Here is a 19,725-nt window from a genome sequence, read left to right on the forward strand (position 1 = left end):
TTGAGAACTGTGTTGCCTCAACTATGCATCCATAATATCCTAGTTTACACCTTTGAGGATAGTTAGATGTTGGGAAAGACCAGATATTCACTCAAGCAAATGGAAGACGGTAGTTGGTCAGTAATCGACACCGAGACAGGGCAGACAGCCAGATTCAACGGTTCTCTTGCCAATGACTTCATGGATCGTGACGAAGCGGAAGAAGTGGCGCTGAAGTTGAATTTCATTGCCACCCCATTGAAGCGCGGTTCGCGATCCATAGCGAGTTAGGCTTATACGGCATAAACCTCAAGGTACGTGTGCGCGGCATTGCCTGAGACGGTCTTGTCGCCAGTTCCAGTTATATTGAGGTCAACGACGATGTAGTCCCCGACACCGTTGAACTCCAACACCTTGTCAACACTGATGCTAAAGGCAGATGTGTTCTTAGTTCGCATTCCTGTTTGGATTACAATTCCGCTCGGCTGGCGAGCGCGCATGATCGCAATCTGATTGTCTTCGATCCCGGCGGTGACCATAATCTGAGAATGCACGCGGTATTTGCCTTTCGGCGGATACCAACGATTGTTCGTGGTGTCGAAGTAGCCGCCGCGCATATCGATGTTTTGCCACGAAATCGTAACCGACGAAGCCGCGGCAATGCCGGTCTGATCTGCGCTCTTCGATGCGAATAGGCGAGATCGGTTGATTGCGTTCGGAGAAAGCCAACTGAGCGCTGACTCCCCTTTTTCCCATTGATCGCGCGTCGACCAACGCGCTACCGGTTCAGGATATCGATAGATTCTGCGTGGGTCGATCGATCCGTGATTGTCGGCTAGCTGATGACCATTGTCATTTAGATGGACTCCGTCTGAAGTGATGGCCACACCGGAGTCAGCAACCTTCCATATACCGCTATCCCGGATGGATTCAACGTCATCAGCAAACTCGAAATTGCCTTTGACGCCAGACCGTATGGCGCGCAAACCGTCGTTATAGATAACTCGCTGTGGGTTTGACGCGTCGACGGTTTGCCCTCCACCGGTGGTCCACCCGTCGCTTGAAACGGGAGTATATGGCTCGATTGTAGCCGTCCAGACATTCTTGTCTGAGAAATATCCGATGATCGAATCTACGCTGCTTAGCGCCGTGGCTCCGCTGGCGCCTGCGCTTATGTCGTTGATGCCGTGCTGGATAACGACATCTGTGCAGTACGTCTTGAGTGCGACAATACGAGTATGAGACGCAATAAGCTGCGCCATCGTAGAGCCGCCCTTGGCGCAGTTGATGTAGCCGAACTGCCCACCGATCGCATGCGCGATGTTGCCGCGGTTAGATTGAGCGTCCAGATGCACCGCACTAGGGGCGGCGTGGTTGCGGCTGTCCCCCAGGATGAGAATGCTTGGCTTGTGCGTCTCACCGACGATTGCCAACGGCCCGTAACAATAGTATTGCGACGCGCTATTGGTGATCGTACCGCTCGCAGATTTGTCGGTGAGTTCGCCAGATCCGTATTCCGCGAGATCGCCGCCGACGCTGTCTTTGACTTCGCAGACTGTGCACCCCTCTGCCAGGGTCATGAACGTGCGAACCCAGAATTCAGCCCCATCAGGGATGGAGACGAACGCCGGATCAGTCAGTGGCGCGTTATCTCCTGGCCCAATTACAACAGATGGGTTGGTGCTCCACTGAAGCGGTATGATGCGCCCCTTTGGATATTCGATCGCCGCCGTGAGCGTCATATTCCCAAGACCTGGGCTCTCACCAGTCGAGAAGTACCAGTTACCGAAAAGGAACTGCACACGGTTGATGTTGTCCCGCGCAAAATGGCGCGTGCGCGAATTCATCTGCGTGAACGCTTGGAATCCGGTAGGCATCATGCCCCGGCTGCCGACCAGACCGGTGAGCGCGACAGGCGGGCTAGCTCCGATTGCCGACGCCGCCGCATCAGCAGCGCTTTGAGCCGCGTTGTATTCGGAGATCGCAGCGGCATCAGCAGACCCCTGCGCATCATCCGCCGCGTCTTCCGCAGCTGCCTGTGCTGCCTGGGCAGACGCCGCATCAGGTAGCCCCGACCTCTTAACCCAAATACCCGCAGCTTTCTCATAAACACCTTGGAGGCTCGTATTGGGATCGAGCACGACCAGCCCGATATCGCCATCCTCATAATCGGAGACGACAGCGTCCAATTCAGCCTTTGTGCCGCGGACGACTGACGCCGACAGTAATTGCCCGAGATTGTTGAGCGATGCCTCGACTTCCGTCCCCCATACGCCGACCTCCTGCTCTGAGATCGTGCGCGGATTGCCAGTCTCATCGACAGACGCGAAGATCTGTTGAGCAAGCTTCGTGAAGATACCCATGAAGGATGTTTCCTGATTTGAAGTTTGATGGTCAGGCTCGATAAGAGCTATTCGGGTATGGTCTCGTCGAAGGTTTGTGCGTTTCCGGCCGTCCCGTCGCTGGTGAGCGATTGCACCCGCCATTCGATTTCGGCCCCGGCGGAGCCGATGAATTCCTCGTCTTCGAAATTGATGCTTGTTCCGGGCCGCACATTGGATTGCGAAACCGTTGTCCATCCGCTCCACGACGATCCGGAGTCCGGCCGCGTCCTGCGCTGCATACGCAAGGCCACGGCACGGATTTCCGGTGCCGAGAACGTCCCGCTGATACTGGCGGAACCGGTTGGCGAAGCGCTCGTCGTGGCAGAGCCGGATGGCGCATTCGTCGTGGAATTGTCCACTCCGACCACGGTATGAAGAGGGTCCGAGAAATAGGAGCCGTCATCACCGTTGAAAACGCGCACCCTTGCATCGATCGTCACGCCGAGAACATCGACGCCGTCATAAGCGCCGGTTGATCCGAACTCTGTCATGCCCTGCCACGCATTGGGCAGATCGCCGGTATAGGTCCGGTAGCTCGCCTCCACGACGGTATAGGGCTGCGCCGGCAGGCTGTAGCTGATCCGCAGCTCCTTGCTGCCGCTCGGATAGGTAACCTGCAGCGCCTGGTTGGGCGGGTTTGGCGTGATCATGTCTGTCTGGTAGCCGAGCTCCGGAACCACGTCCGGGGCGGGCGCTTCGTCGGTTGCGGGGTTCCAGGGCGTGAGCGTCGGCCACACCGTGAAGGGTATTTCCACCGAGCCGTTTTCATCATCGATCCGCGGCGGGTCCATGCGAACGTTCATGAGGTCGCCAAGGTCAGGCTCCTCGATCTCGGCATAGAGCAATCCCCATGCGGCAAGCCCGACCATGTTTGCGACCATGCGCCCGCGATCGGCGCGAGCGATGGCGAACTTCCGGCGCGCGATCCGCTGTGCCTGCGATGCGGAGGGACAGAACGGCAGTTCCAGGTCGAAGACCTTCGGCCCGTACCTATCCACCTCGTCGGTTATTTTTGCCCAGGCAACGACGCCTTCAAGCGTCAGATCGGCGAGCTCGTAATTCCGCTCCGGAGAGTAGTATTTCAACCGGCAGATGTTCGGCCGCTCGACCGCTTCTGGCCCGGACTGCCAGGTGTAGTCGTATATGTCCTCCGGCGTGAAACCGATCTCAGGCGTGATCTCGTCGTCGATGAACTCGAAATAGATCAGCCCGTTTTCGTCCAGCCGGATTTCGAGACCCGCGGAATCGAGGAACTGCTGCATGGTCTCGCCGCGTTCGCTCTCCCATGCCCACGGTCCCCATATGCGGCAACGCTTTTCCGTTCCCGTCTTCGTCGGCACCAGGGCATCCGCGAGGTCAGCCGCGGCGGCAATCTTCGCCCAATTGAAGCGGCCGGCCGTAAAGGCGGGATCGCGGCGCAAGACGTGCGCGCAATACAACGGGCCATTGTCGGACCACTTCCATGTCGAAACGTCGGTGGCGATCTGCGCCTCATCTCGCGGATCATAGATCAGTGATCCGCGCACAAGCTGCTCGGAGTTCGGCGCTCCGTTCTGGTAGAGGCTGAGATATTTGTCGTTCGAGAGCCCGGGGTTGTAGAAAAGCAGTTGAGATTGAGCGATGCCGCGAACACGATGGGCGCTCGTCCAGAGCGTCGGAAACAGCGACATGAGGCCAGCCCATGCCGTCTCGCTGCCCGTCCCTTTTTTGTCCTGCCAGTTGCACCACGAACCGCCGACACGAGCCCAAGGAGGCGAGCTGACATCGCCATTGCTTTCGACGGTGACTTCGCGGCCACCGAGATAGTAGGCTTCGACCGCATCGATAGGCCCAACTGCACGACAGACGAGCCGCGCTCTCGTGCTGCCGTCCGTGTTTCCAAAGGCCTGAAGCCCACCCATACGGCCACGGCCAGCAAGTTCGATGGCGGAACTCTCCCCGCTTTCGAACGTGCTCTTGGCGTCGGAGGGCTTGATTGCCCCGCCGCGCGGACGCTGGCCACCGAGGGCGAGAGTCGCACCGATGGCGGCTCCGGCGACGATCACATTGGCGGCGATCGTCGCAATCGTCCCTGCTGCCGTCGCGGCGACGGCCGTGCTGGACAGCAGAAAGCCATGGATCGCCGTCGCGATGATCGAGACCGGGTCAGCATGCGCATGCGCCGCCATGGCAACGTAGGAAGCGCTGCAGCCGAGCAGGAGCCTTGTCAGCTTCATTGGATAGACCAGACCTTCACGATCGTATTCTGCCGCGGTCTGAGAATGCGGTATCCCTGGGGTTCCGCCCGCCATGCGAAATATCCGCCGTCGATGAAGATGCCGCCCGCCTGCCCATGCGCATGGCTTAGGATCACCCCGACATCGCCCGTTTCCGGACCACCGGTTTCAAAGATGCCGCATTCGCCTAAAGCTTCTTCCCAAAGCGCGGCCAGCGATCCGGCCTCACGCATCAGCGCATGCGCCTCGTCCCGACTCGACCACTTCGGAAGAGGGATTTTAATTCCCCTCACCCGCTCCACCCATAGCGCCGGCCAGGTACTGCAATCGCTCTCGCCCCAGACCATGGGAGCGCCTTCGGCCTCCGCGAGGAAGGCCTTGAGCTTGTCGGAGATATCGGTCATGCCTTGATGATCTCCTGCACCTTCACGCCCACGAACTCGAGGCCTTTGTCGCCCGGATATCGCCGCTGTTGTTCGGCCGTCGTCCACTTCCCTCCGAACGGAAAGTTTTGGCTTTGCCAGAGCGTTTCCACGGTGAAGGAGACGATGCGAACGCCGATGCCCGTGCTCTGCCGCTTCGGCGCCGAGAGATAGCCTGGAAAGAGCTTCTTCAGGCCTCCGGACCAGATTTCTTGCGTCTCCTGATCGAAGGCGCACCAATAAAGATCGGCAAGCGCCCCTTCCGTCTCCCGCGCCTGATCCTTGACCGATCGAAGGAATTCGACATTGACGCCGGAGAGGACGATATCGACCTTCGCCGCCTGTCCGAAGCGAGGATCCTCGACGGCCGACATGGACACGAGCTGCCGCCCGGCCGGATCGGAGACACCCGACCATTCATGACCGCCGACGGTTTTGCTCCCGACGCCGTTGTGAAGACGCCATGTGCCGGACGGCAGGCCAAGCTCCGCGAACCATGCGCGCGCGATATGTGGCCGACGCAGGAACGCGCGATCAGCTTCCGAGAACACTCCGGCCATGTCAGCTATTCGCCTCTTCCCACATGGCCAGTTCCCGGCGGTGGAGGGCGACTGTCTCTGTCACGCTCAACTGGATTTCGGCCTTCTCATCCTGCGGGATGGCGTCGTCATGCCGCCCGGGCTCCGGGAAGAGAGCGGCGCTCAACTCGTTCGCATGGAGACGTGCAAGATCACGCCGCGTCATGGCGACGATGTCTTCTCTGGTGCGTTCTGGCATGGTCAATCCGTGAAATACTGCCGCGCGTCGGCATCGAATACTTCGAAGAGTGATATCGTCAGCCCTTCGAGAAACGCCGGACCACGCTCCGCATCCGGAAGGTTGGAAGAAAGCAGGCGCATCGCCATGACCGGGTAGAGTGTGGCAAAATCGTCCGTCAAGACAGCCTTTCGAAGCGGCGGCCATATGCGGTATTCACCGTCCGCAACCACTTCCGTGATCCCGTAGAGACCGAAGTGCAAGGGAAAGAAACCAATCCAGTCACCTATCCCGAGATCATGACCCCAGAAGGACGGCTGAAGTTTTATGATGGTCGCATCTTCCGCCGCCGGTGCGGCTACTGCCACGTTCGGTTTGGTGATTTTCCAGTTTTTTCCATTGGCCCATGGCATGCCGTTCGACCATGGTATCCCAGTTCGCTTTTGCTGTTCGGTTATGGTCACCCCGGCTTCTGAAAACGTCAGACCGTCCCAGTCGCAGATGGAGACGCGCACGGCATTGGCGCCCATATGCAGGCTCTCCACCAATCCGCGCGCGCGCCGCGCTACACGGCCGCGCATGGGAGGAAACGAAAACTGCAGATATCTTGCGCCGAAAGGTGACGCCACAGTTTGCGTCACATCGCCGATCGTCGTCCCAACTCCTGCGCTGATCGACTGAGGCCCATTCAACGGCTTCCATCGGTTCCAGCGCAGCCCGATCGGCCAACTGAGGAGCCGAGCCATCAGGGACGAACCCTTCTCGTATCCCGGGCTTTCAGCCGATCATCGACCATCTTACCGATATTGTTTGCCATATCCCTCTGGTTCCGCTCAAGTCGTGCAACCGCCGCCTGGTCGGCGCCGCGCAAATCGATGGTCGGCTGATAGTTCAGGATCAGGTCGCTACTGCCGCCACTCGTGGACGGTCCCCTCAGATCGACCGGAATGCGGCGGCCATCCGGCAAGGGAACGGCAGCTTCCGCCCTTCCTGTTTCGCCAAAGATGGCCGCCGTTTTTGACACGCCGCCGTTTGCAAAGGTCTTCATCGGCCTCCCGTTGCGCGCGATGCCGCCTTTCGCGAAAGGAAAAATCGCGCCGATGATGCCGCCAATTATCCCTCCGGAAGCGCCTCCGCCGGCGCCGCCGAGCGGGCCTTTGCCGAGCAGAGCCGCCTGCGCGACCGCCTCGATCAAAGTGTTCAGGAAGTTGTCCAGCGCCTTGTTGCCGGTCTCAATCTTCGGAATCAATTCGGAGAACGCGTCAAAAGCCGCGTCACCAAAGAATTCAGCCTGCTCTCGCACCTTGTCCTGTGTAGCGCTCAGCCGCTCTGCGGCCGACGTGGCATTGGCGTAGCCGGAGGCCATTGCCTCGATGCTTTTCTCGATCTCCGGCGTAACCTTGACACCGGCCTGTTGCGCGGCTGTAAGCAGATCTTGTTTCGCGCGAGCAAAATCGAGCGAATATCCGAAGTCATCGATGAGCGGGTTGATCTGCGCCATCGCGGCCGTTTCGGCCTGGACCGCCGCAGTCCGCTCCTTGATCTGCTCGATTTCGCGCTGGTATTCGTTCTGGCGAGAACCGCCACCGCGCCCACGTCCGCCGGATCCCGATCCTGGCGGCGGCGCGAAATCGCTGGTCGATACCGGCTTTACGACACGGCGGCGAGCGCCGCCGCGAGTGGACGATCCGCCCATCTGTCCGTTCGTGGTTCCGGTGATCGGCTCAATGCCGTTCTCGCCGACCTGGTATCCGTCGACGAAATCGGGCATCGCCGCCGCCGCAGCGCGAACCTGGGCGAGCGCGGCCTGAACCTCGCCGAGACGCGCCAGTGCTTCCGTGTTGTCGAAACCAAGTTCGGTGTTGAGCTTGATGCGCTGCTGCAGGAGTTCAACATCGCGCTCCAGCGCGACGACGTCGTCTTCCGCCTTTTCCTTGTCGACGTTGATCACGTTTCCGGCGGCGTCGGTCGTGCCGGAAATCCGGTTCAGGGTGTCGAGGACCGCATTCAGCGTTTCATCATTGGCGAGAAGATCCCTGAACGCTGCATCGGCATCCCTGATCTTCTGTATCAATCCGGAGACATCGAAGTCCCCGATCGCATCTGCGGCCGAGTTGATCCCTTTTGCGAAATTTTCGCTGGCGCCCGTCGAATTGTTGAACTCACGTGTAACGTCGACCAGCGCATTCCAGAGATTCGTCGTTGCTTGCGCAACTGTAAACGTGGCCCTTGATGCCTTCTCCTCCAGTATGACCGAACCGGCTTCAAACGCCCTGAAAAATGCCTCGCTGGAAATCTGGCCGTCGACGACAAGGGCCTTCAGCCTGGATACGGAACCTCCTGCTTCTTTCAGTCCGGCCGCCGCGGCTTGCGCGATGGTCGGAGCGCCTTCGAGGATCGAATTGAATTCCTCTGCTTGCACCTTTCCACTGCCGAGCGCTTGCCCGAGCTGCAGGAGTGCTCCGCTTGCGGTTTGCGCATCAGTGCCGGCAACACGTAGCGCCAGCGCAACATTGTTCGTGAATCCCAGCAATTCCTCGGTGGAGACACCCAATTCGTTCTGGGACTGGGCCGCCTTGCCGTAGAGCGCCGTGAGCGTCTCGATGGGAGCGCCGTTGGCCTTCGCCGATGCTGCCAGGCGCTGATAGACTTTCTCCAACTCCTGACCGGAAAGGCCAGCGACCTTCAGCGAATTGTCGATCCGCGTTCCAGCCTCCGAGAGCTGGACGAGTTGCCGGGCGATTGCGCTGCCTGCCAGGCCGGCGACAATGCCGCGGCCGAGCCCTACGAAATCAGCGGAAATGTTCTTGTTCAGCGATGTGAAGCGTTTTTCGATCGCGCGAGCCTGTTTGTTTGCCGTCGAGTTCGCCCGGATGAGCGCGTTCTCGAAAGCCTTGGTGCGAGCTTCGAGGGCGACGATCAGCCGTTCAACATCAGTTGCCATCAGAAACCCTCGATGCCCAGCTCGGCCAGACGCTCATCGCTCATCGCAGCCGCCGTTTCCTTCTTGCTGCCGTACGCCTGATCCCATCCCTGCCGGGCGCATGCGAATTCCCAGACAGTCATCGTTCCGATGTCTCTGTGGATAACGCCGCCCCATGCGTAGAAGCTGGCGAAGCGCCATTTTCCTCTCGGGAGCGGGTTTGGATCTTGTTTTCCATCCCCGCTTTCCGCTCCCCCGGCATATCGTCCGCGTGACCGAAGAGAGCGACCGTCAGCACCGCCATGGCGGTCATCACGGATTCCGTGAGTGGCCGATCCTCGACATATCGGCGGACGAGCTTCCGCGCCTCTTCCTTGGGCGTGCCGCCGCCTTCCAGACCGAGCCGGATCGTCTCGGTAACGTCGTTGACGAACCATCTCCGGGAAGAAAGCCGTTCAAGGATGAATTGCGGGCCCGCGTCGCACTTGTCCTGCAGTGCCCGGAGGAGGTCGATGGTCAGCAGGAAGGTATGCTCCCCTCCTGCCCATGTCAGGTCGACGCCGCGCATCAGGTGCCGCTTTCAGCCGCAGTGCGCGTCGGCAGACCATCGAACTGGATTTCGATCTCTGCGGTGACCTTCGTGCCGCGCTCTGCCGTGTTGTTCAGATTGACGAGATAGGCGGGACCAGTTTCATATTCGGTATCACCGGGCTCCGCCTTGAGATGACCAACGCGAATGTTCTTGGTCGCGCCCGAATACCACCAGTCCATCATCGTGCCATGGCTCTGGGCTGCCCACACACCGGTTCCGGAGATCGTCACTTCTTGAGACTGCACATCGCGCTCGACGGCCGCCGGTAGCGCTTCGCTATCGCAGTCAGGCACTTCTGACGTGCTCATGTTCGAGGAGCGGTTGACGGTGCGGGAAGTCAGGCCGCACAGCTTCGCATAGGTACCCGGCGTCTCGGTTTCGACCTCCACGACCATTTCGTGGAAGTTTTCTGTCACGGCTCTGGCCATGGTCTTTCTCCATATGAAAACGGGCCGGAAATCATCCAGCCGATAAGGGCTTGCGGCCCGGTTTCAGGTGATCGGGCTATCCTGCCCGGCTTGCGATTGCCTTCCTCCTGCGGGGAGGATCGACACGTTCTGCCTTGCCTTGCGACACGGCATAATCAACCACGTCCTGCGGCCACGATTGCGCCACCGGACCGGGCTTGAAATTGAAGGAATATTTCGAGTTCGGACGGCGGAAGTTTCCCTCCCGGTAGACGATCATCCAGGCCATCACGTGCCCTCCGGTATTTCGACCCTTGCGATCACCTGCACGATGCCATGGATGGTAAGCTCGTCGGGATCGTCGAAAACGCGCGTCAGGCCGACCCTGATGCCGGCGAGTGCGTTTTCGGAAAGCTGGAGATCCCGCTCGTCCAGCGCCTTGCGAACCGCCTCGACAATCTCATCACATGACCAACGGTCCGTCTTGCGAGACCAGATGTCGATCTGGATCGTGAACTCCTGCCCGTCGATGCAGTCGGCTCCATCATCGACCGCATAGAAGGGTCCGCGGCTGATATAGGCACGCTTTGCCTTCCATGGATTATCCGGCACCTTGTCGAAGATGGAATCGACAAGCTCCATGACGGCCGTGTCCGCCTTGAGTGTGTCGCGGATCAGCATCCAGAGTTCGGCGCCAGGGCTCATGCCGATGCCTCTTTGATCGCCTTTTTGATGTTCCGGGTAACGCGGCCCTTAACCTTGCGGCGAACGAGCCGCCACCCCGGATAGAAAAAGGGCTGCGCAGGCGTTCCGGGATGCATCGACCCTGCAAATAGCCCCTTGTTTGGATGCGGCGACGTGCCGAACTCGACGAACCTGGCGTAATAGGCGTCACCGCCTCCGGCATAGATCGTGATGCGAAGGTCGCCAGCTTTCGCTGTGCTTGTCGCCAGGGCGATTGCTCCCTTCGGGGCATCTCCCCAAGTCCAGGCGATGCTGTCGCGAAGTTCACCGCTATCGACCGGAACCAGGCCTTTCATCACGGCAATCGCTTCGTCGGCGCTCTGCTCAAGCGCCTCCTTCACCCGCCTGTAGGCCGCCTCCGGGATCGTCTTCGTCAGCTTACGGTTCAACCGGTCAAGGCCTTCGATCGTCATGCCGCAACTCCGCTTTCCACCATGACGTCAATGAACATGCGGTCTTCGGTGGGAGCGACTGAACGCACTGCATAAACCGGACCATCCCACCATGGATCCTCTCCAGATGAGCCCTGCCACGAGCCGTTCCGCAGATCGCGCATACGCCAGTCCGGCTGGATGCGACGCGTACTGCTGTCGGCACGGACGCGAACGACGATCGGCTGACGGCCCTCAAGCCGACCGGCGATCACAGTTTCGCCGCCGCGCAAAAAGGTGAAGCCGGCGCGCCGCTGGAACTGCTCGACGAAATCGCCGCGTTCATTTCCAAATCCATCGCTTTGGATGGCGCGCTCGTCGAAGGCAACCTTTTCACGAAGCTGGCCAGCGCCGCGATCAGCCATCACACCCTCGCAAACCAGGTGTAGTTGAGATCCGTCTCGATCACACGGCCGGCGGCGTCGGCCCATTCGTCGACAGCCTGGCAGACACCGAACCGGAAACGCGGATCAGGGTTTTCGAAATCGTGGCCGCCAATCCATCCTCCGGCTTTTACCTTCGGAAGCCATGCGGAGAGATCAGCGCGGACTGCATCATAGGAATGATCGGCATCGAGAAACACGAGATCAAGAGATCCGTCCGCGATCGTTGTCGCTGCCTCGATCGATGACACCGGCACGATGATCGCGCGACCTGCAAACCGCTTTGCCCGGCTCTCGGCTTGCGACCGATGGGATGCAACACGAGCCGGATCGGCGTGCAGCGCATGATCATCGCCCGTCGCCTTGTATGCCGCCGGCTGCTTGTCGGCCGTCTGCCAGTTGTCGACCATGAAAATCTTGATGTCTGGGCGCCTGCTAAGCAGGTATTCCGACAGGACACCCATTAGAACGCCGATTTCCGCGACAACGGCATTCTTCGGGAGACGCTTGAGAATGGCGTGTCCGCGCTGCTCAAACGGCTTCACTGGCGACATCTCCGGAAATGACGCTAAGCTTCATGCCCTCATCCAGGATGAGCAACGGGAACCGATCTGCATCACTCCCGACAAACAGCTCCCAAACCTCCTTCATATGAGCGCACCGCTCCATCGAGATGCGGCCGGAGACGCTGAGCACGAATTTATCACCAGGTCGCAATTCAAGCCGCCTGAGGTTTTCAATCTGAATTTCCATCATCACCATCCAATATCCCAGGGTCGCGGCTTGCCATGGAAGATTACCAGGCGGGCACCTTCCGGTACGGTTCCGTTCCCGATTTCACGATCCTTGCGCAGCGCTTCCCGCACATGCACCTTGTAGGAGACAACCTGCCCCGGCAGCACGTCCTGCCATCGGTCGGCCCGATCGAGCCAGAAACGCTCCAGAAAGGCCTGATCGCCACCGCGCGCATACACGCGCATCCAGTGCTCAGGTCTGTCGATCCAGTGTGACCAGACCTGATGCCGCGCCGCCTCCGGCAGGAACATGATCGACGACTGCAAGCCTTCTGGCCGGTAGACGTCCCGCATGATCGTCAGCCGATCGACTGCAATGATGTCCCCGAGGCTGCCGACGATCGAGGTGTCAAGGTCCATGAACAACATCGGCCCGGAGATTGATGGCCGGAACAGTTCCATCTTGCTCCACCATCCAGACCAGCCGAACTTGAGTGGCAACCGGTCCACATCGGTAATTTCGATGTCCGATAGACATCGAAAATCAGCCTCAGGCAGATGGGAGAGGACCTGACGACGCAGTCGGATGACATGTTCCTGCCGGTACTCCCCGCCAGAGCGCAAGACGCAATAGACAGGCGTCACGTTCCGCTGCCCTCGCTGGCGGTCAGGCAGTCGGGGCAGAAATCACGATATGGCGCAAGAAGCATACGAACTGTGGAAGGCAGGACCATCGGCGGCACATCGACATGCTGTTCTTCGCGGTCGCGATAAAGGGTCGCGACGAGGATGAGAACCGCCGCAACAACGGCCGCAGGCGCATCGGTCTGTCCATCCGATCCGCTGACCGCCTCGGTGTATGTGCGGTTCAGGTATTCCTCGCACAGGCCAGAGGCGGCCTCGATGAATGTGGTAATCAGGTCATCATCGTCATTGTGCTCGACGAGAATGTGTTTCTTCGCAAGATCAAGCGTGACGAGCATGATGATCGAACGCCTCCATGAGCGTCATTTTCGGATAGCGCTCCAGCGCTGATGAGTGCGAGGCATTGATCACTTCGACGCCGACTGCATCGAGTGTGTCCGCCGCAGCATCCAGGCAACGGCGCCAACGAGCGATATTGCCGTCATGAGGATTGTTCATCCCCTTTGGGTGCTTTCCGTGCCAATGAACGCCGTTCTTCAGGCTCATGTCGTAACCGACCAGGATGATGCGGCGACACATGAACTGGACCGCGACATTCAGGGCCTGAAAACCGCTGTTGCCGCCCCATCCGACAGTGCCGAACTTCGAAAGTTCCAGTTGGTCGCTCTTCTTATCGACCGCGACCGGCTGAATGCCCCATTTATGCAGAAGCGGCGACTGATCGGCCGTAAGTTTGATCCCCTTGAATTCAGGACAGCCCCCGAACTTTTCCCACCATGCTCGGTCGCAGGCGTAAAGCACATCGGCCCACGGTGCGATCTGCCAGGAATTGTTTATTCCGATGAATCGGGCTCTGCCTTTGAGCCTTTCGATCGGCGCGTCGACGGCGGACGGTCCGGACGCAACGATGACGCAGATTTCGTTTCGCCAGTCTTGCCACCAGTCCGGCGTTCCGAAGGGCGTTTGGTTGCCGTCCCGGCCGCCTCCATCATCACGGGAGTGACCAGACCTCGCTTGACGAGTTGCTGGCCACGGAAGTCCGCAACCTCGATAATCTGTCCACGTCGAACAGAGCCGTAGTCGCCGACGAGGCCGCGAAGGGCTCGCACATGCATGTGACTATCCTCCAGAAATCCGCCGGGCTTGAAGCGCCCGGCGGTTTTTAGTTCAGGTCGATCAGCCGGAGACGTTGCCGAAGTCGCCGACGACGAGCGCCGCAGGGCGCTTGATAGCGAGCGCAAGACGCTCTTCGGCGCGAACCGTGATCATGTTCTTGATGAAGTTGTCACGATCTTCGGACGAAGCGACCACTTCCGGATCCATGCGGTCATAGATCGTGCCGGCCATGCGGAAGGCGCCGACAAGGAATTCATCCTCGTCCATCGCCTGGGTATCGACCACCGGCCTGCCCCAAAGTTGCGGGCCGGCTAGCTGCATGACGTTGGCGAAGATGTAGCGGAACTCGCCATCCTTCGTCAGCTCGATGCGCGCCCAATCGGTCGGATGCAGAACGATTCCGTCCGCCGGATATTCGGCAAGAGACGCCTGCAGGATTGCAAGGCGCAGCGTGTCAATCATCGTTTCTCCGGTGACGGAGAAGGCCGGGACGAAGGCGGTCGCAGCCGTAACTAGGCCTTCGAGGTTCTGGCCAGTGCCGTCGCCCTTCAGGAGCTGGTTTTCTTCTGCCAGCATCAGACCATACCGAAGTTCGGTGTCGATCTCAGTCTGGAGCTGTGCCGCGTCTTCCATTGCCTGGCGCGAGACGTGTACGAAGTGCGCGATCGTGCGGACGGCCGTCGTTTCCTGAGCCCATTTGTAGTCGGACTCGGGCTTCTGAACGCCTTCCGAAACCACCGCAGCATTATTCGTGCGGACGCTCTGGCGAGCATACTCGATCGCATTCGAGCCTGTGCGGCCCTGCGACAGCAGGTTCCTGATCGTCATCGTGCGACGCGGCATGCCGACGATCTCGGTTTCACGATCAGACCAGATGATGCCGCCACCGCCAGGCGTCACGGACGTGATCGCCTGCTTGACGTCGACGGCGATCCGCATCGTGCCCTTGCAGCCGCGGGCCGCGAAGGCCTTCACCTCGTCGTGCTCGGCGACCATCTGGCCGAAGCTCTTCCGCTCCTCCTGGCCATTGCCGCGACGGGATGCGACCTGCTGTTCCAGATCGTGATTGCGGGTTTCCAGGGCTTCGAGCTTCTGCTGAAGCTTTTCCTGCGCATCGGTGAGCTTTTTCTGGTTGATCAGCAGTTCGTCGGCCTTCTGCTTCACATCCTTGGAAACGTCGCCCGCATCCTTGGACTGCTTCAGCGCCTCCTCGGCGGTCTTTTTCACATCGCTGCCGATGCGATCCAGTTCGTTTTTCACGTCCTGAAGCAGGGCCTCGATCTTGCCGGGATTGGCTTCGTTGCGGACAGCACCGACGATGCCGCGCGGCTGACCTGCCATCAGTGCGGCGACAGATACCTCCGGCATGACAGATTTGCGCAATGCCGGCGATCCGACGAGCGCGACCATCGCAAGAGCGGTATGGCCATCACCTGCGAAGGGTATGGAATGATAAGTGATATCGAATGCCGGCAACGCGCCAGCGAACATCAGGGCGGCAACCATGCAGGTGACCGCCACGAGAGCTGCAATCAGCTTCATGGTCTTGTTCCTTTGATGAACCGATTATCTTCGGTCAGATTGACTTCATGGAGGCGAGCAGGTTTTCGACGTCGCCCAGAATTTCATCCGCATCGCGCCGGATGGTTGCAGCCGCATCGCGCCGGCCGCCCTTCAATGCCGCAACCAGGTCGTTACGCCTGGATCGCGGGCAATTCGCTTTTTTGAGATAAGTCTCCAGTTCGCGAAGCGCGAACAGTTCCTTTGCCTCCGAGGAGTTCTTCGCAGCTACCGCGTCGGATGGCAGCAGACTGTCGGCAAATCCGTCTTCGACCGCCTTGGCCCCACCGATCCATGTTTCGCGGTCAAGCATTGTCGCAAGCTTCTTTTCTTCGAGACCTGTTCTGGCCGCATAGATATCCACCGCCATCTGATCAAATGGCTCAAGCCAGTCGGCAACATCGCGCATCTCATGACGATCACCCATCGCAACAACCCATGTATTGTGGATCATGATGAAGCCGGCGCGGGCAATCTGTATTTCATCTCCTGCCATGGCGATCACGGAAGCGGCCGATGCTGCCATTCCGAGGATCTTGACGGTCACCTTGGCAGGATGTTCGCGGAGCATATTGTAAATCGCCAAGCCCTCGAAATAACTTCCCCCTGGAGAGTTCACATTGACAGTGACATCTTTCTTTCCGATCGCCCGCAAAGCGGCGGCGATACGATTTGATGTCACTCCCTCTCCGAACCAGTCCTGACCGATCACATCGAGGATCGAAATGGTGTTGTCTTCTTCCGTATCCGATGCAGACTGAACGCCAGGGTTCCACCTGTCGAGTGCCGATGGAACTATCTCACAACGTGTTCCTGGCCGAGCGCCGACAGACGCGGATGGCAACTTACGAACGGTCATCGCGGCTTCCTTCCGTGGTGATGCCGAGCCAATTGCGAATGGCGGCGCGGGCTGCATTTCCATCCGATCCGGCTCCAAGCTGATCGAGGGGCGCCAGGTTCGTCTGCGCGGTCAGCCGATCTGCGCCATCGCGGTTACGAAGGTTGAGCTTCTGCCGCCCTTCGTTTCGATCCATCAGGCCATTCTGGACCATGCTGGACAGGAACTCGGCCTTGGCCTTCGAATCCATCTGCAGGAAGGCCTCTCGGTTGAACTCCAGGAACAGTCTCGGATTCTGACTGGAACGGATGATCTGTTTCCAGACCGCCCACTCGATACGGTTCAGGATTGGATCGATGCCGAGAACGCGCCACGCAAGGAATATCTGCTCGACGCCGGATCCCCACATGGTCTGTCCTTCGCCGGCGTGGCCGATGATAATCGGCGGAGTTCCCCACCAGCGGCAAACGTCCTCGACGCTGAAGCGCCTGGTTTCGAGCATCTGCGCGTCGTCTGGCGCAAGCGAAAGTTGCTGATATGTCAGGCCGGCCTCAAGGATCATCAATTTTCCGGCGCGCGATGATCCGGCATAGGCTTCCATCACCGCCTGCAATTGCTTCCTCTGATCCGGCTTCAGCGTCTGATCGGCCGATAGGACGCCGCTCATCTGCATGCCGTTACCGAACATCTTCCCGGCGGCCTCATCAGCCGACATGGCGGATCCGATGGAATGAACGCCGTAGGCAATCGGAGACAGACCGAGGTCGCGATTTCGGAGACCCTGGCCGAAACCTTTCAGATGAAACACCTTTTCACGCGGCAGCGTTTCCATTTTGCCGCGATCCGAGAACCGGTAGAAAAGCCTGTTTTCACTGTCGCGATATGGCTGCGGGTCAAAAAGGTTTAAGGGCTCGACCGACGTCAGCCGCCGGCCTATCGTGCGCTTTTCTGCATAAGCATTCCCGCGCGTGACGAGCCAAGCTGCCATCTCTTCCCAGAACTCAATCGGCGACTGGTCCTGATTCGGGCTGCTGCACAAAACCTCACCGATATCGCCGCCATCGACGGGCGCATGATCATTGTCCGCGCGCTTCTCAAACATCGCTGACGGCAGGCTCGATACCGCCTGTGCGGTGACACGGATGCAGGCCCATACGGTCGCAAGCGTCATGGCCTTGTTCATGGTGACGGTCTTGCCGGAATGGCTTGCCCCGCCACCGAGTTGGCTCCAGCCTAGACCATCCTGCAGGCTCAGGCGCCGCTCTTTCGCGACTTCATCAGCGATGGACTGGTATAGCTTGAACGGCGCGGCCATCGCCTTGACGAAAAAGCTCATCAGATCACCATCACCGGATTGTTGAGGAAGTCGTCGAGGCGTCCGCCGCGCGCTTCGGGATTGCGGCTCATCAGGGTGACCGCGTTGAAAAGCGCGATCACCGGGTCGATCTTCGCCTTTCCGGCTGCCTTCTTGGTGATCAGTACGGCGTTCCCGCTCTGCTCGGCTTTCGCGTTTCCGACGCACCAGGAGAGAAGCTTGGATCCGCAATGTTTCAAGGTTCCGTCCTTCAGCTTGCGTTCAGCGCCCCAGATCGCAGCGGAAAGCCGGAACCCCTGAGAAACTGCGACAAGGGCATCGTCCGGAATGCTGCGACTGGTGATCTCGTCGACGAGGGCCGCAACCGCCTGAGGATCGAGACCGATCGCTCCCTTTTCCGGCATGAGGCCCGTCTCCCAGATGTGCTGCAGGATATCTGCCACTTCGACGATGTCTTGCGTTGCGCCTTTGCAGACGATCAGGTCGCCGTCCTTCTCGAAATCCCTCAACCGCTCGGCGATCTCCTTGCGACGGCTGAAGACATCTTGCTGCGCCCAGGCGCGTCCCCATGTCAGCCACCGCCGCGTGACCTTGTGCCGACCCGTCAAATTCAGCCCGAGGAGGTCGTCGAGGCCACCGCCGTCGATACCAGCAACGATGCAATCGCATTCCTTGATCAGGTAATCGATTGTGATGCGTTTATCCGAGGCTCCAGGCCAATAATCGGAACCGATCCATCTGCCGCCGTGGAGCGCAAGCCCCACCTGGACATTGAGATGCTGCGATGCCCAGATTTGGATCGCGTCGTCACCCTTCTCGCGTTCAGCCTCGAAATCCGCCACCATGCTTTCGAGATGCAGAGATCGCCCCAGGTTCGGCATGACCATCGGCCAGTGACGCGGATCCATCCACGGCTTGTTCTCGTCGATCTGCATCGCTTCCGGAAACTCGTAGAGGATCGGTAGCATCCGGACATTGCCCTTGATCCGGCCGTCGCGAACGCCGCGAGCATATTCCAGCTCTGCCTTGAACGCGCCGGCCGGTTCCTCGTCGCTTTGCGTCGTGATGATCACGAAGAGGCTATCGCGACGCCGAACGAGAGCGCCGCGGATCTGGCGGATGACGCGCGTGGCGTAGCTGATCGATCCCATGATGTGCAGCTCGTCGAGAAGCACAATGACCGGTTTCGATCCTGTCATGACCTTCATGTCGAAGGTTTTGATCTTGATGAAGGCCTTCGTCACACGGTCCCGGATGGCTTTGCGGTGATCCTGAACGTGGAAACGCTTCTGTAGATATCCTTCCTCGTCCTCTTCGATCATCCCGACCGCCTGCTGGAAAGCGGTGTCCGCGATCTCCTGCGTCGGGCCAACGAACAGGATCTCGGCGCGTGGGATCTTGTTGGCGAGCAGGCAGGCGAGTATCAGGCCGCCGGAGTATGTCGTCTTGGAGTTCTTCTTGCCAACCAGCGCGAAGATCTCCGCGACGTGCCGAACCCCATCATCGTCGACAGACCCGAAGATCGTGCGAACGATATCCTTGAACCACGGACCGCAAGCCTCGCCGAGTGTCGGCTTGTCGTCGATATCCGGAACCCGCAACTTCTCGAATATGCGAAGGCCCTTTTCCGCCTTCTCCTGATCGATAGGAAGATCCGGGATCAGCGAGCGTCCTTGCTGAAGGCGCTCGAACCAGTCCGGGCAGGCGAAATTCCAGCTGCCTTCCAGATCGTCAGGTTGCACCGCCAGGCTCATTGCAGGACGCTGCCCCATCCGTTGTTTTCATGACCGGAGCGGGCATCGACGACCGCCTGCTCTTTCTTGCCGAGCTTCTGCGGCTTTTGCTCCTTCGCCGGCTGACGCCGTTGCGGGGATTCCAGCTGCGTCTTGTCAGCGAGATCGAGGATACGACCGGTGGCGACGGAGTTGCCCTGGCGCATTTTCCGATATGTGACCATCAGCGCTTCCGCCTCAACGATGTCGGCGCCAGCTTCAAGCTCGCGGGAAAAATGTTTGCGCAGCGTCTTCTCATCGCATCCGATGTAACGAGCAATCCGCTCGTGGTTCCAGTTTGCGCAGCGAAGGACTGTGACAAGCTCCTGATTTTCCAAACTTTTCCTGTACGAAGGGCGGCCGCGCCTATCCTTGATAGGCAAAATCGGCATGCCGAACAGGTCAAGCTCGACGCCATCGATCTCTTTGTCGTCTGAAAAGTCGCTCATGGCGGAAATAAAATCTCTGCGTGAGGGGGGCGCGGGTCCAGAAGGAGAGGCCTTCCGGA

Annotated in this window: 25 protein-coding genes; 1 reads left to right on the top strand and 24 read right to left on the bottom strand. The window is 59.5% G+C overall.

Features of this window, described 5'->3' with window-relative positions; genetic code table 11:
- Positions 1-66 precede the first annotated feature (66 nt).
- Entirely contained in the window at positions 67-270 is a 204-nt protein-coding gene (locus ABK249_RS02665; RefSeq protein WP_348862126.1) for a hypothetical protein, read from the top strand.
- A 2-nt stretch (positions 271-272) separates the two neighbouring features.
- Here ABK249_RS02665 and ABK249_RS02670 read toward each other — a convergent pair whose 3' ends face one another.
- From ABK249_RS02670 to ABK249_RS02785, 24 genes are all read right to left on the bottom strand, one after another.
- Positions 273-2,342, bottom strand: a complete 2,070-nt coding sequence (locus ABK249_RS02670) for an SGNH/GDSL hydrolase family protein (protein WP_348862127.1) — start codon at positions 2,340-2,342, stop codon at positions 273-275.
- A 47-nt stretch (positions 2,343-2,389) separates the two neighbouring features.
- Positions 2,390-4,654, bottom strand: a complete 2,265-nt coding sequence (locus ABK249_RS02675) for a phage tail protein (protein WP_348862128.1) — start codon at positions 4,652-4,654, stop codon at positions 2,390-2,392.
- Positions 4,576-4,983, bottom strand: a complete 408-nt coding sequence (locus ABK249_RS02680) for a DUF6950 family protein (protein WP_348862129.1) — start codon at positions 4,981-4,983, stop codon at positions 4,576-4,578. The genes ABK249_RS02675 and ABK249_RS02680 overlap by 79 nt, the downstream gene beginning before the upstream one ends.
- Positions 4,980-5,561, bottom strand: coding sequence for a transcriptional regulator (locus ABK249_RS02685; RefSeq protein ID WP_348862130.1), 582 nt, complete (start codon positions 5,559-5,561; stop codon positions 4,980-4,982). The genes ABK249_RS02680 and ABK249_RS02685 overlap by 4 nt, the downstream gene beginning before the upstream one ends.
- A 1-nt stretch (position 5,562) precedes the next feature.
- Complete coding sequence (locus tag ABK249_RS02690) at positions 5,563-5,778, bottom strand: hypothetical protein (RefSeq protein WP_348862131.1); 216 nt, start codon at positions 5,776-5,778, stop codon at positions 5,563-5,565.
- A 2-nt stretch (positions 5,779-5,780) separates the two neighbouring features.
- Entirely contained in the window at positions 5,781-6,503 is a 723-nt protein-coding gene (locus ABK249_RS02695) for a hypothetical protein (RefSeq protein ID WP_348862132.1), read from the bottom strand.
- Positions 6,503-8,701 (bottom strand): tape measure protein, encoded by a 2,199-nt coding sequence (locus tag ABK249_RS02700; RefSeq protein WP_348862133.1) that lies wholly within the window; start codon positions 8,699-8,701, stop codon positions 6,503-6,505. Before ABK249_RS02700 ends, ABK249_RS02695 begins: the two co-directional genes overlap by 1 nt.
- On the bottom strand, positions 8,701-8,823 hold the full coding sequence (locus ABK249_RS02705; RefSeq protein WP_348862134.1) for a hypothetical protein: 123 nt from the start codon (positions 8,821-8,823) through the stop codon (positions 8,701-8,703). Before ABK249_RS02705 ends, ABK249_RS02700 begins: the two co-directional genes overlap by 1 nt.
- The gene (locus ABK249_RS02710; protein WP_348862135.1) at positions 8,820-9,248 is read right to left on the bottom strand and encodes a gene transfer agent family protein; all 429 of its coding nucleotides are present in this window, start codon (positions 9,246-9,248) and stop codon (positions 8,820-8,822) included. Before ABK249_RS02710 ends, ABK249_RS02705 begins: the two co-directional genes overlap by 4 nt.
- Positions 9,248-9,700 carry a phage tail tube protein gene (locus ABK249_RS02715; RefSeq protein WP_348862136.1) on the bottom strand — a complete coding sequence of 151 codons (453 nt, stop codon included), beginning with the start codon at positions 9,698-9,700 and terminating at the stop codon, positions 9,248-9,250. Before ABK249_RS02715 ends, ABK249_RS02710 begins: the two co-directional genes overlap by 1 nt.
- 76 nt (positions 9,701-9,776) lie before the next feature.
- On the bottom strand, positions 9,777-9,968 hold the full coding sequence (locus tag ABK249_RS02720) for a hypothetical protein (protein WP_348862137.1): 192 nt from the start codon (positions 9,966-9,968) through the stop codon (positions 9,777-9,779).
- Positions 9,968-10,384, bottom strand: coding sequence for a DUF3168 domain-containing protein (locus ABK249_RS02725; RefSeq protein ID WP_348862138.1), 417 nt, complete (start codon positions 10,382-10,384; stop codon positions 9,968-9,970). The genes ABK249_RS02720 and ABK249_RS02725 overlap by 1 nt, the downstream gene beginning before the upstream one ends.
- Positions 10,381-10,836, bottom strand: coding sequence for an HK97-gp10 family putative phage morphogenesis protein (locus ABK249_RS02730; protein WP_348862139.1), 456 nt, complete (start codon positions 10,834-10,836; stop codon positions 10,381-10,383). Before ABK249_RS02730 ends, ABK249_RS02725 begins: the two co-directional genes overlap by 4 nt.
- Entirely contained in the window at positions 10,833-11,219 is a 387-nt protein-coding gene (locus ABK249_RS02735) for a head-tail adaptor protein (protein ID WP_348862140.1), read from the bottom strand. The genes ABK249_RS02730 and ABK249_RS02735 overlap by 4 nt, the downstream gene beginning before the upstream one ends.
- Positions 11,219-11,782 (bottom strand): class I SAM-dependent methyltransferase, encoded by a 564-nt coding sequence (locus ABK249_RS02740; protein ID WP_348862141.1) that lies wholly within the window; start codon positions 11,780-11,782, stop codon positions 11,219-11,221. The genes ABK249_RS02735 and ABK249_RS02740 overlap by 1 nt, the downstream gene beginning before the upstream one ends.
- Positions 11,769-11,999 (bottom strand): hypothetical protein, encoded by a 231-nt coding sequence (locus ABK249_RS02745; protein ID WP_348862142.1) that lies wholly within the window; start codon positions 11,997-11,999, stop codon positions 11,769-11,771. The genes ABK249_RS02740 and ABK249_RS02745 overlap by 14 nt, the downstream gene beginning before the upstream one ends.
- Complete coding sequence (locus ABK249_RS02750; RefSeq protein WP_348862143.1) at positions 11,993-12,391, bottom strand: hypothetical protein; 399 nt, start codon at positions 12,389-12,391, stop codon at positions 11,993-11,995. The genes ABK249_RS02745 and ABK249_RS02750 overlap by 7 nt, the downstream gene beginning before the upstream one ends.
- A 221-nt stretch (positions 12,392-12,612) precedes the next feature.
- Positions 12,613-12,954, bottom strand: a complete 342-nt coding sequence (locus ABK249_RS02755; RefSeq protein WP_348862144.1) for a head-tail connector protein — start codon at positions 12,952-12,954, stop codon at positions 12,613-12,615.
- Entirely contained in the window at positions 12,938-13,417 is a 480-nt protein-coding gene (locus ABK249_RS02760; protein ID WP_348862145.1) for a hypothetical protein, read from the bottom strand. Before ABK249_RS02760 ends, ABK249_RS02755 begins: the two co-directional genes overlap by 17 nt.
- 375 nt (positions 13,418-13,792) lie before the next feature.
- On the bottom strand, positions 13,793-15,274 hold the full coding sequence (locus ABK249_RS02765; RefSeq protein ID WP_348862146.1) for a phage major capsid protein: 1,482 nt from the start codon (positions 15,272-15,274) through the stop codon (positions 13,793-13,795).
- A 34-nt stretch (positions 15,275-15,308) separates the two neighbouring features.
- The gene (locus tag ABK249_RS02770; RefSeq protein WP_348862147.1) at positions 15,309-16,214 is read right to left on the bottom strand and encodes a head maturation protease, ClpP-related; all 906 of its coding nucleotides are present in this window, start codon (positions 16,212-16,214) and stop codon (positions 15,309-15,311) included.
- Positions 16,138-17,466: a phage portal protein gene (locus tag ABK249_RS02775; RefSeq protein ID WP_348862148.1), complete on the bottom strand. Its 1,329-nt coding sequence runs from the start codon at positions 17,464-17,466 to the stop codon at positions 16,138-16,140. Before ABK249_RS02775 ends, ABK249_RS02770 begins: the two co-directional genes overlap by 77 nt.
- On the bottom strand, positions 17,466-19,217 hold the full coding sequence (locus tag ABK249_RS02780; RefSeq protein ID WP_348862149.1) for a terminase large subunit: 1,752 nt from the start codon (positions 19,215-19,217) through the stop codon (positions 17,466-17,468). Before ABK249_RS02780 ends, ABK249_RS02775 begins: the two co-directional genes overlap by 1 nt.
- Positions 19,196-19,666, bottom strand: a complete 471-nt coding sequence (locus ABK249_RS02785) for a hypothetical protein (RefSeq protein WP_348862150.1) — start codon at positions 19,664-19,666, stop codon at positions 19,196-19,198. The genes ABK249_RS02780 and ABK249_RS02785 overlap by 22 nt, the downstream gene beginning before the upstream one ends.
- Positions 19,667-19,725: the final 59 nt, after the last annotated feature.

The organism is Neorhizobium phenanthreniclasticum (assembly GCF_040066075.1).
Lineage (GTDB): Bacteria > Pseudomonadota > Alphaproteobacteria > Rhizobiales > Rhizobiaceae > Neorhizobium > Neorhizobium petrolearium.

Excerpts from the sequence above, each read along its gene's own strand:
- ABK249_RS02700 (WP_348862133.1), bottom strand. The coding sequence starts at position 8,701 with ATGGCAACTGATGTTGAACGGCTGATCGTCGCCCTCGAAGCTCGCACC.
- ABK249_RS02745 (WP_348862142.1), bottom strand. The coding sequence starts at position 11,999 with ATGGTGATGATGGAAATTCAGATTGAAAACCTCAGGCGGCTTGAATTG.
- ABK249_RS02670 (WP_348862127.1), bottom strand. The coding sequence starts at position 2,342 with ATGGGTATCTTCACGAAGCTTGCTCAACAGATCTTCGCGTCTGTCGAT.
- ABK249_RS02680 (WP_348862129.1), bottom strand. The coding sequence starts at position 4,983 with ATGACCGATATCTCCGACAAGCTCAAGGCCTTCCTCGCGGAGGCCGAA.
- ABK249_RS02720 (WP_348862137.1), bottom strand. The coding sequence starts at position 9,968 with ATGGCCTGGATGATCGTCTACCGGGAGGGAAACTTCCGCCGTCCGAAC.
- ABK249_RS02755 (WP_348862144.1), bottom strand. The coding sequence starts at position 12,954 with ATGCTCGTCACGCTTGATCTTGCGAAGAAACACATTCTCGTCGAGCAC.
- ABK249_RS02770 (WP_348862147.1), bottom strand. The coding sequence starts at position 16,214 with ATGGAAATGCAGCCCGCGCCGCCATTCGCAATTGGCTCGGCATCACCA.
- ABK249_RS02685 (WP_348862130.1), bottom strand. The coding sequence starts at position 5,561 with ATGGCCGGAGTGTTCTCGGAAGCTGATCGCGCGTTCCTGCGTCGGCCA.
- ABK249_RS02735 (WP_348862140.1), bottom strand. The coding sequence starts at position 11,219 with ATGGCTGATCGCGGCGCTGGCCAGCTTCGTGAAAAGGTTGCCTTCGAC.
- ABK249_RS02665 (WP_348862126.1), top strand. The coding sequence starts at position 67 with ATGTTGGGAAAGACCAGATATTCACTCAAGCAAATGGAAGACGGTAGT.
- ABK249_RS02775 (WP_348862148.1), bottom strand. The coding sequence starts at position 17,466 with ATGAGCTTTTTCGTCAAGGCGATGGCCGCGCCGTTCAAGCTATACCAG.
- ABK249_RS02785 (WP_348862150.1), bottom strand. The coding sequence starts at position 19,666 with ATGAGCGACTTTTCAGACGACAAAGAGATCGATGGCGTCGAGCTTGAC.
- ABK249_RS02750 (WP_348862143.1), bottom strand. The coding sequence starts at position 12,391 with ATGGACCTTGACACCTCGATCGTCGGCAGCCTCGGGGACATCATTGCA.
- ABK249_RS02765 (WP_348862146.1), bottom strand. The coding sequence starts at position 15,274 with ATGAAGCTGATTGCAGCTCTCGTGGCGGTCACCTGCATGGTTGCCGCC.
- ABK249_RS02715 (WP_348862136.1), bottom strand. The coding sequence starts at position 9,700 with ATGGCCAGAGCCGTGACAGAAAACTTCCACGAAATGGTCGTGGAGGTC.
- ABK249_RS02705 (WP_348862134.1), bottom strand. The coding sequence starts at position 8,823 with ATGACTGTCTGGGAATTCGCATGCGCCCGGCAGGGATGGGATCAGGCG.
- ABK249_RS02725 (WP_348862138.1), bottom strand. The coding sequence starts at position 10,384 with ATGAGCCCTGGCGCCGAACTCTGGATGCTGATCCGCGACACACTCAAG.
- ABK249_RS02710 (WP_348862135.1), bottom strand. The coding sequence starts at position 9,248 with ATGCGCGGCGTCGACCTGACATGGGCAGGAGGGGAGCATACCTTCCTG.
- ABK249_RS02690 (WP_348862131.1), bottom strand. The coding sequence starts at position 5,778 with ATGCCAGAACGCACCAGAGAAGACATCGTCGCCATGACGCGGCGTGAT.
- ABK249_RS02695 (WP_348862132.1), bottom strand. The coding sequence starts at position 6,503 with ATGGCTCGGCTCCTCAGTTGGCCGATCGGGCTGCGCTGGAACCGATGG.
- ABK249_RS02675 (WP_348862128.1), bottom strand. The coding sequence starts at position 4,654 with ATGGCGGGCGGAACCCCAGGGATACCGCATTCTCAGACCGCGGCAGAA.
- ABK249_RS02730 (WP_348862139.1), bottom strand. The coding sequence starts at position 10,836 with ATGACGATCGAAGGCCTTGACCGGTTGAACCGTAAGCTGACGAAGACG.
- ABK249_RS02780 (WP_348862149.1), bottom strand. The coding sequence starts at position 19,217 with ATGGGGCAGCGTCCTGCAATGAGCCTGGCGGTGCAACCTGACGATCTG.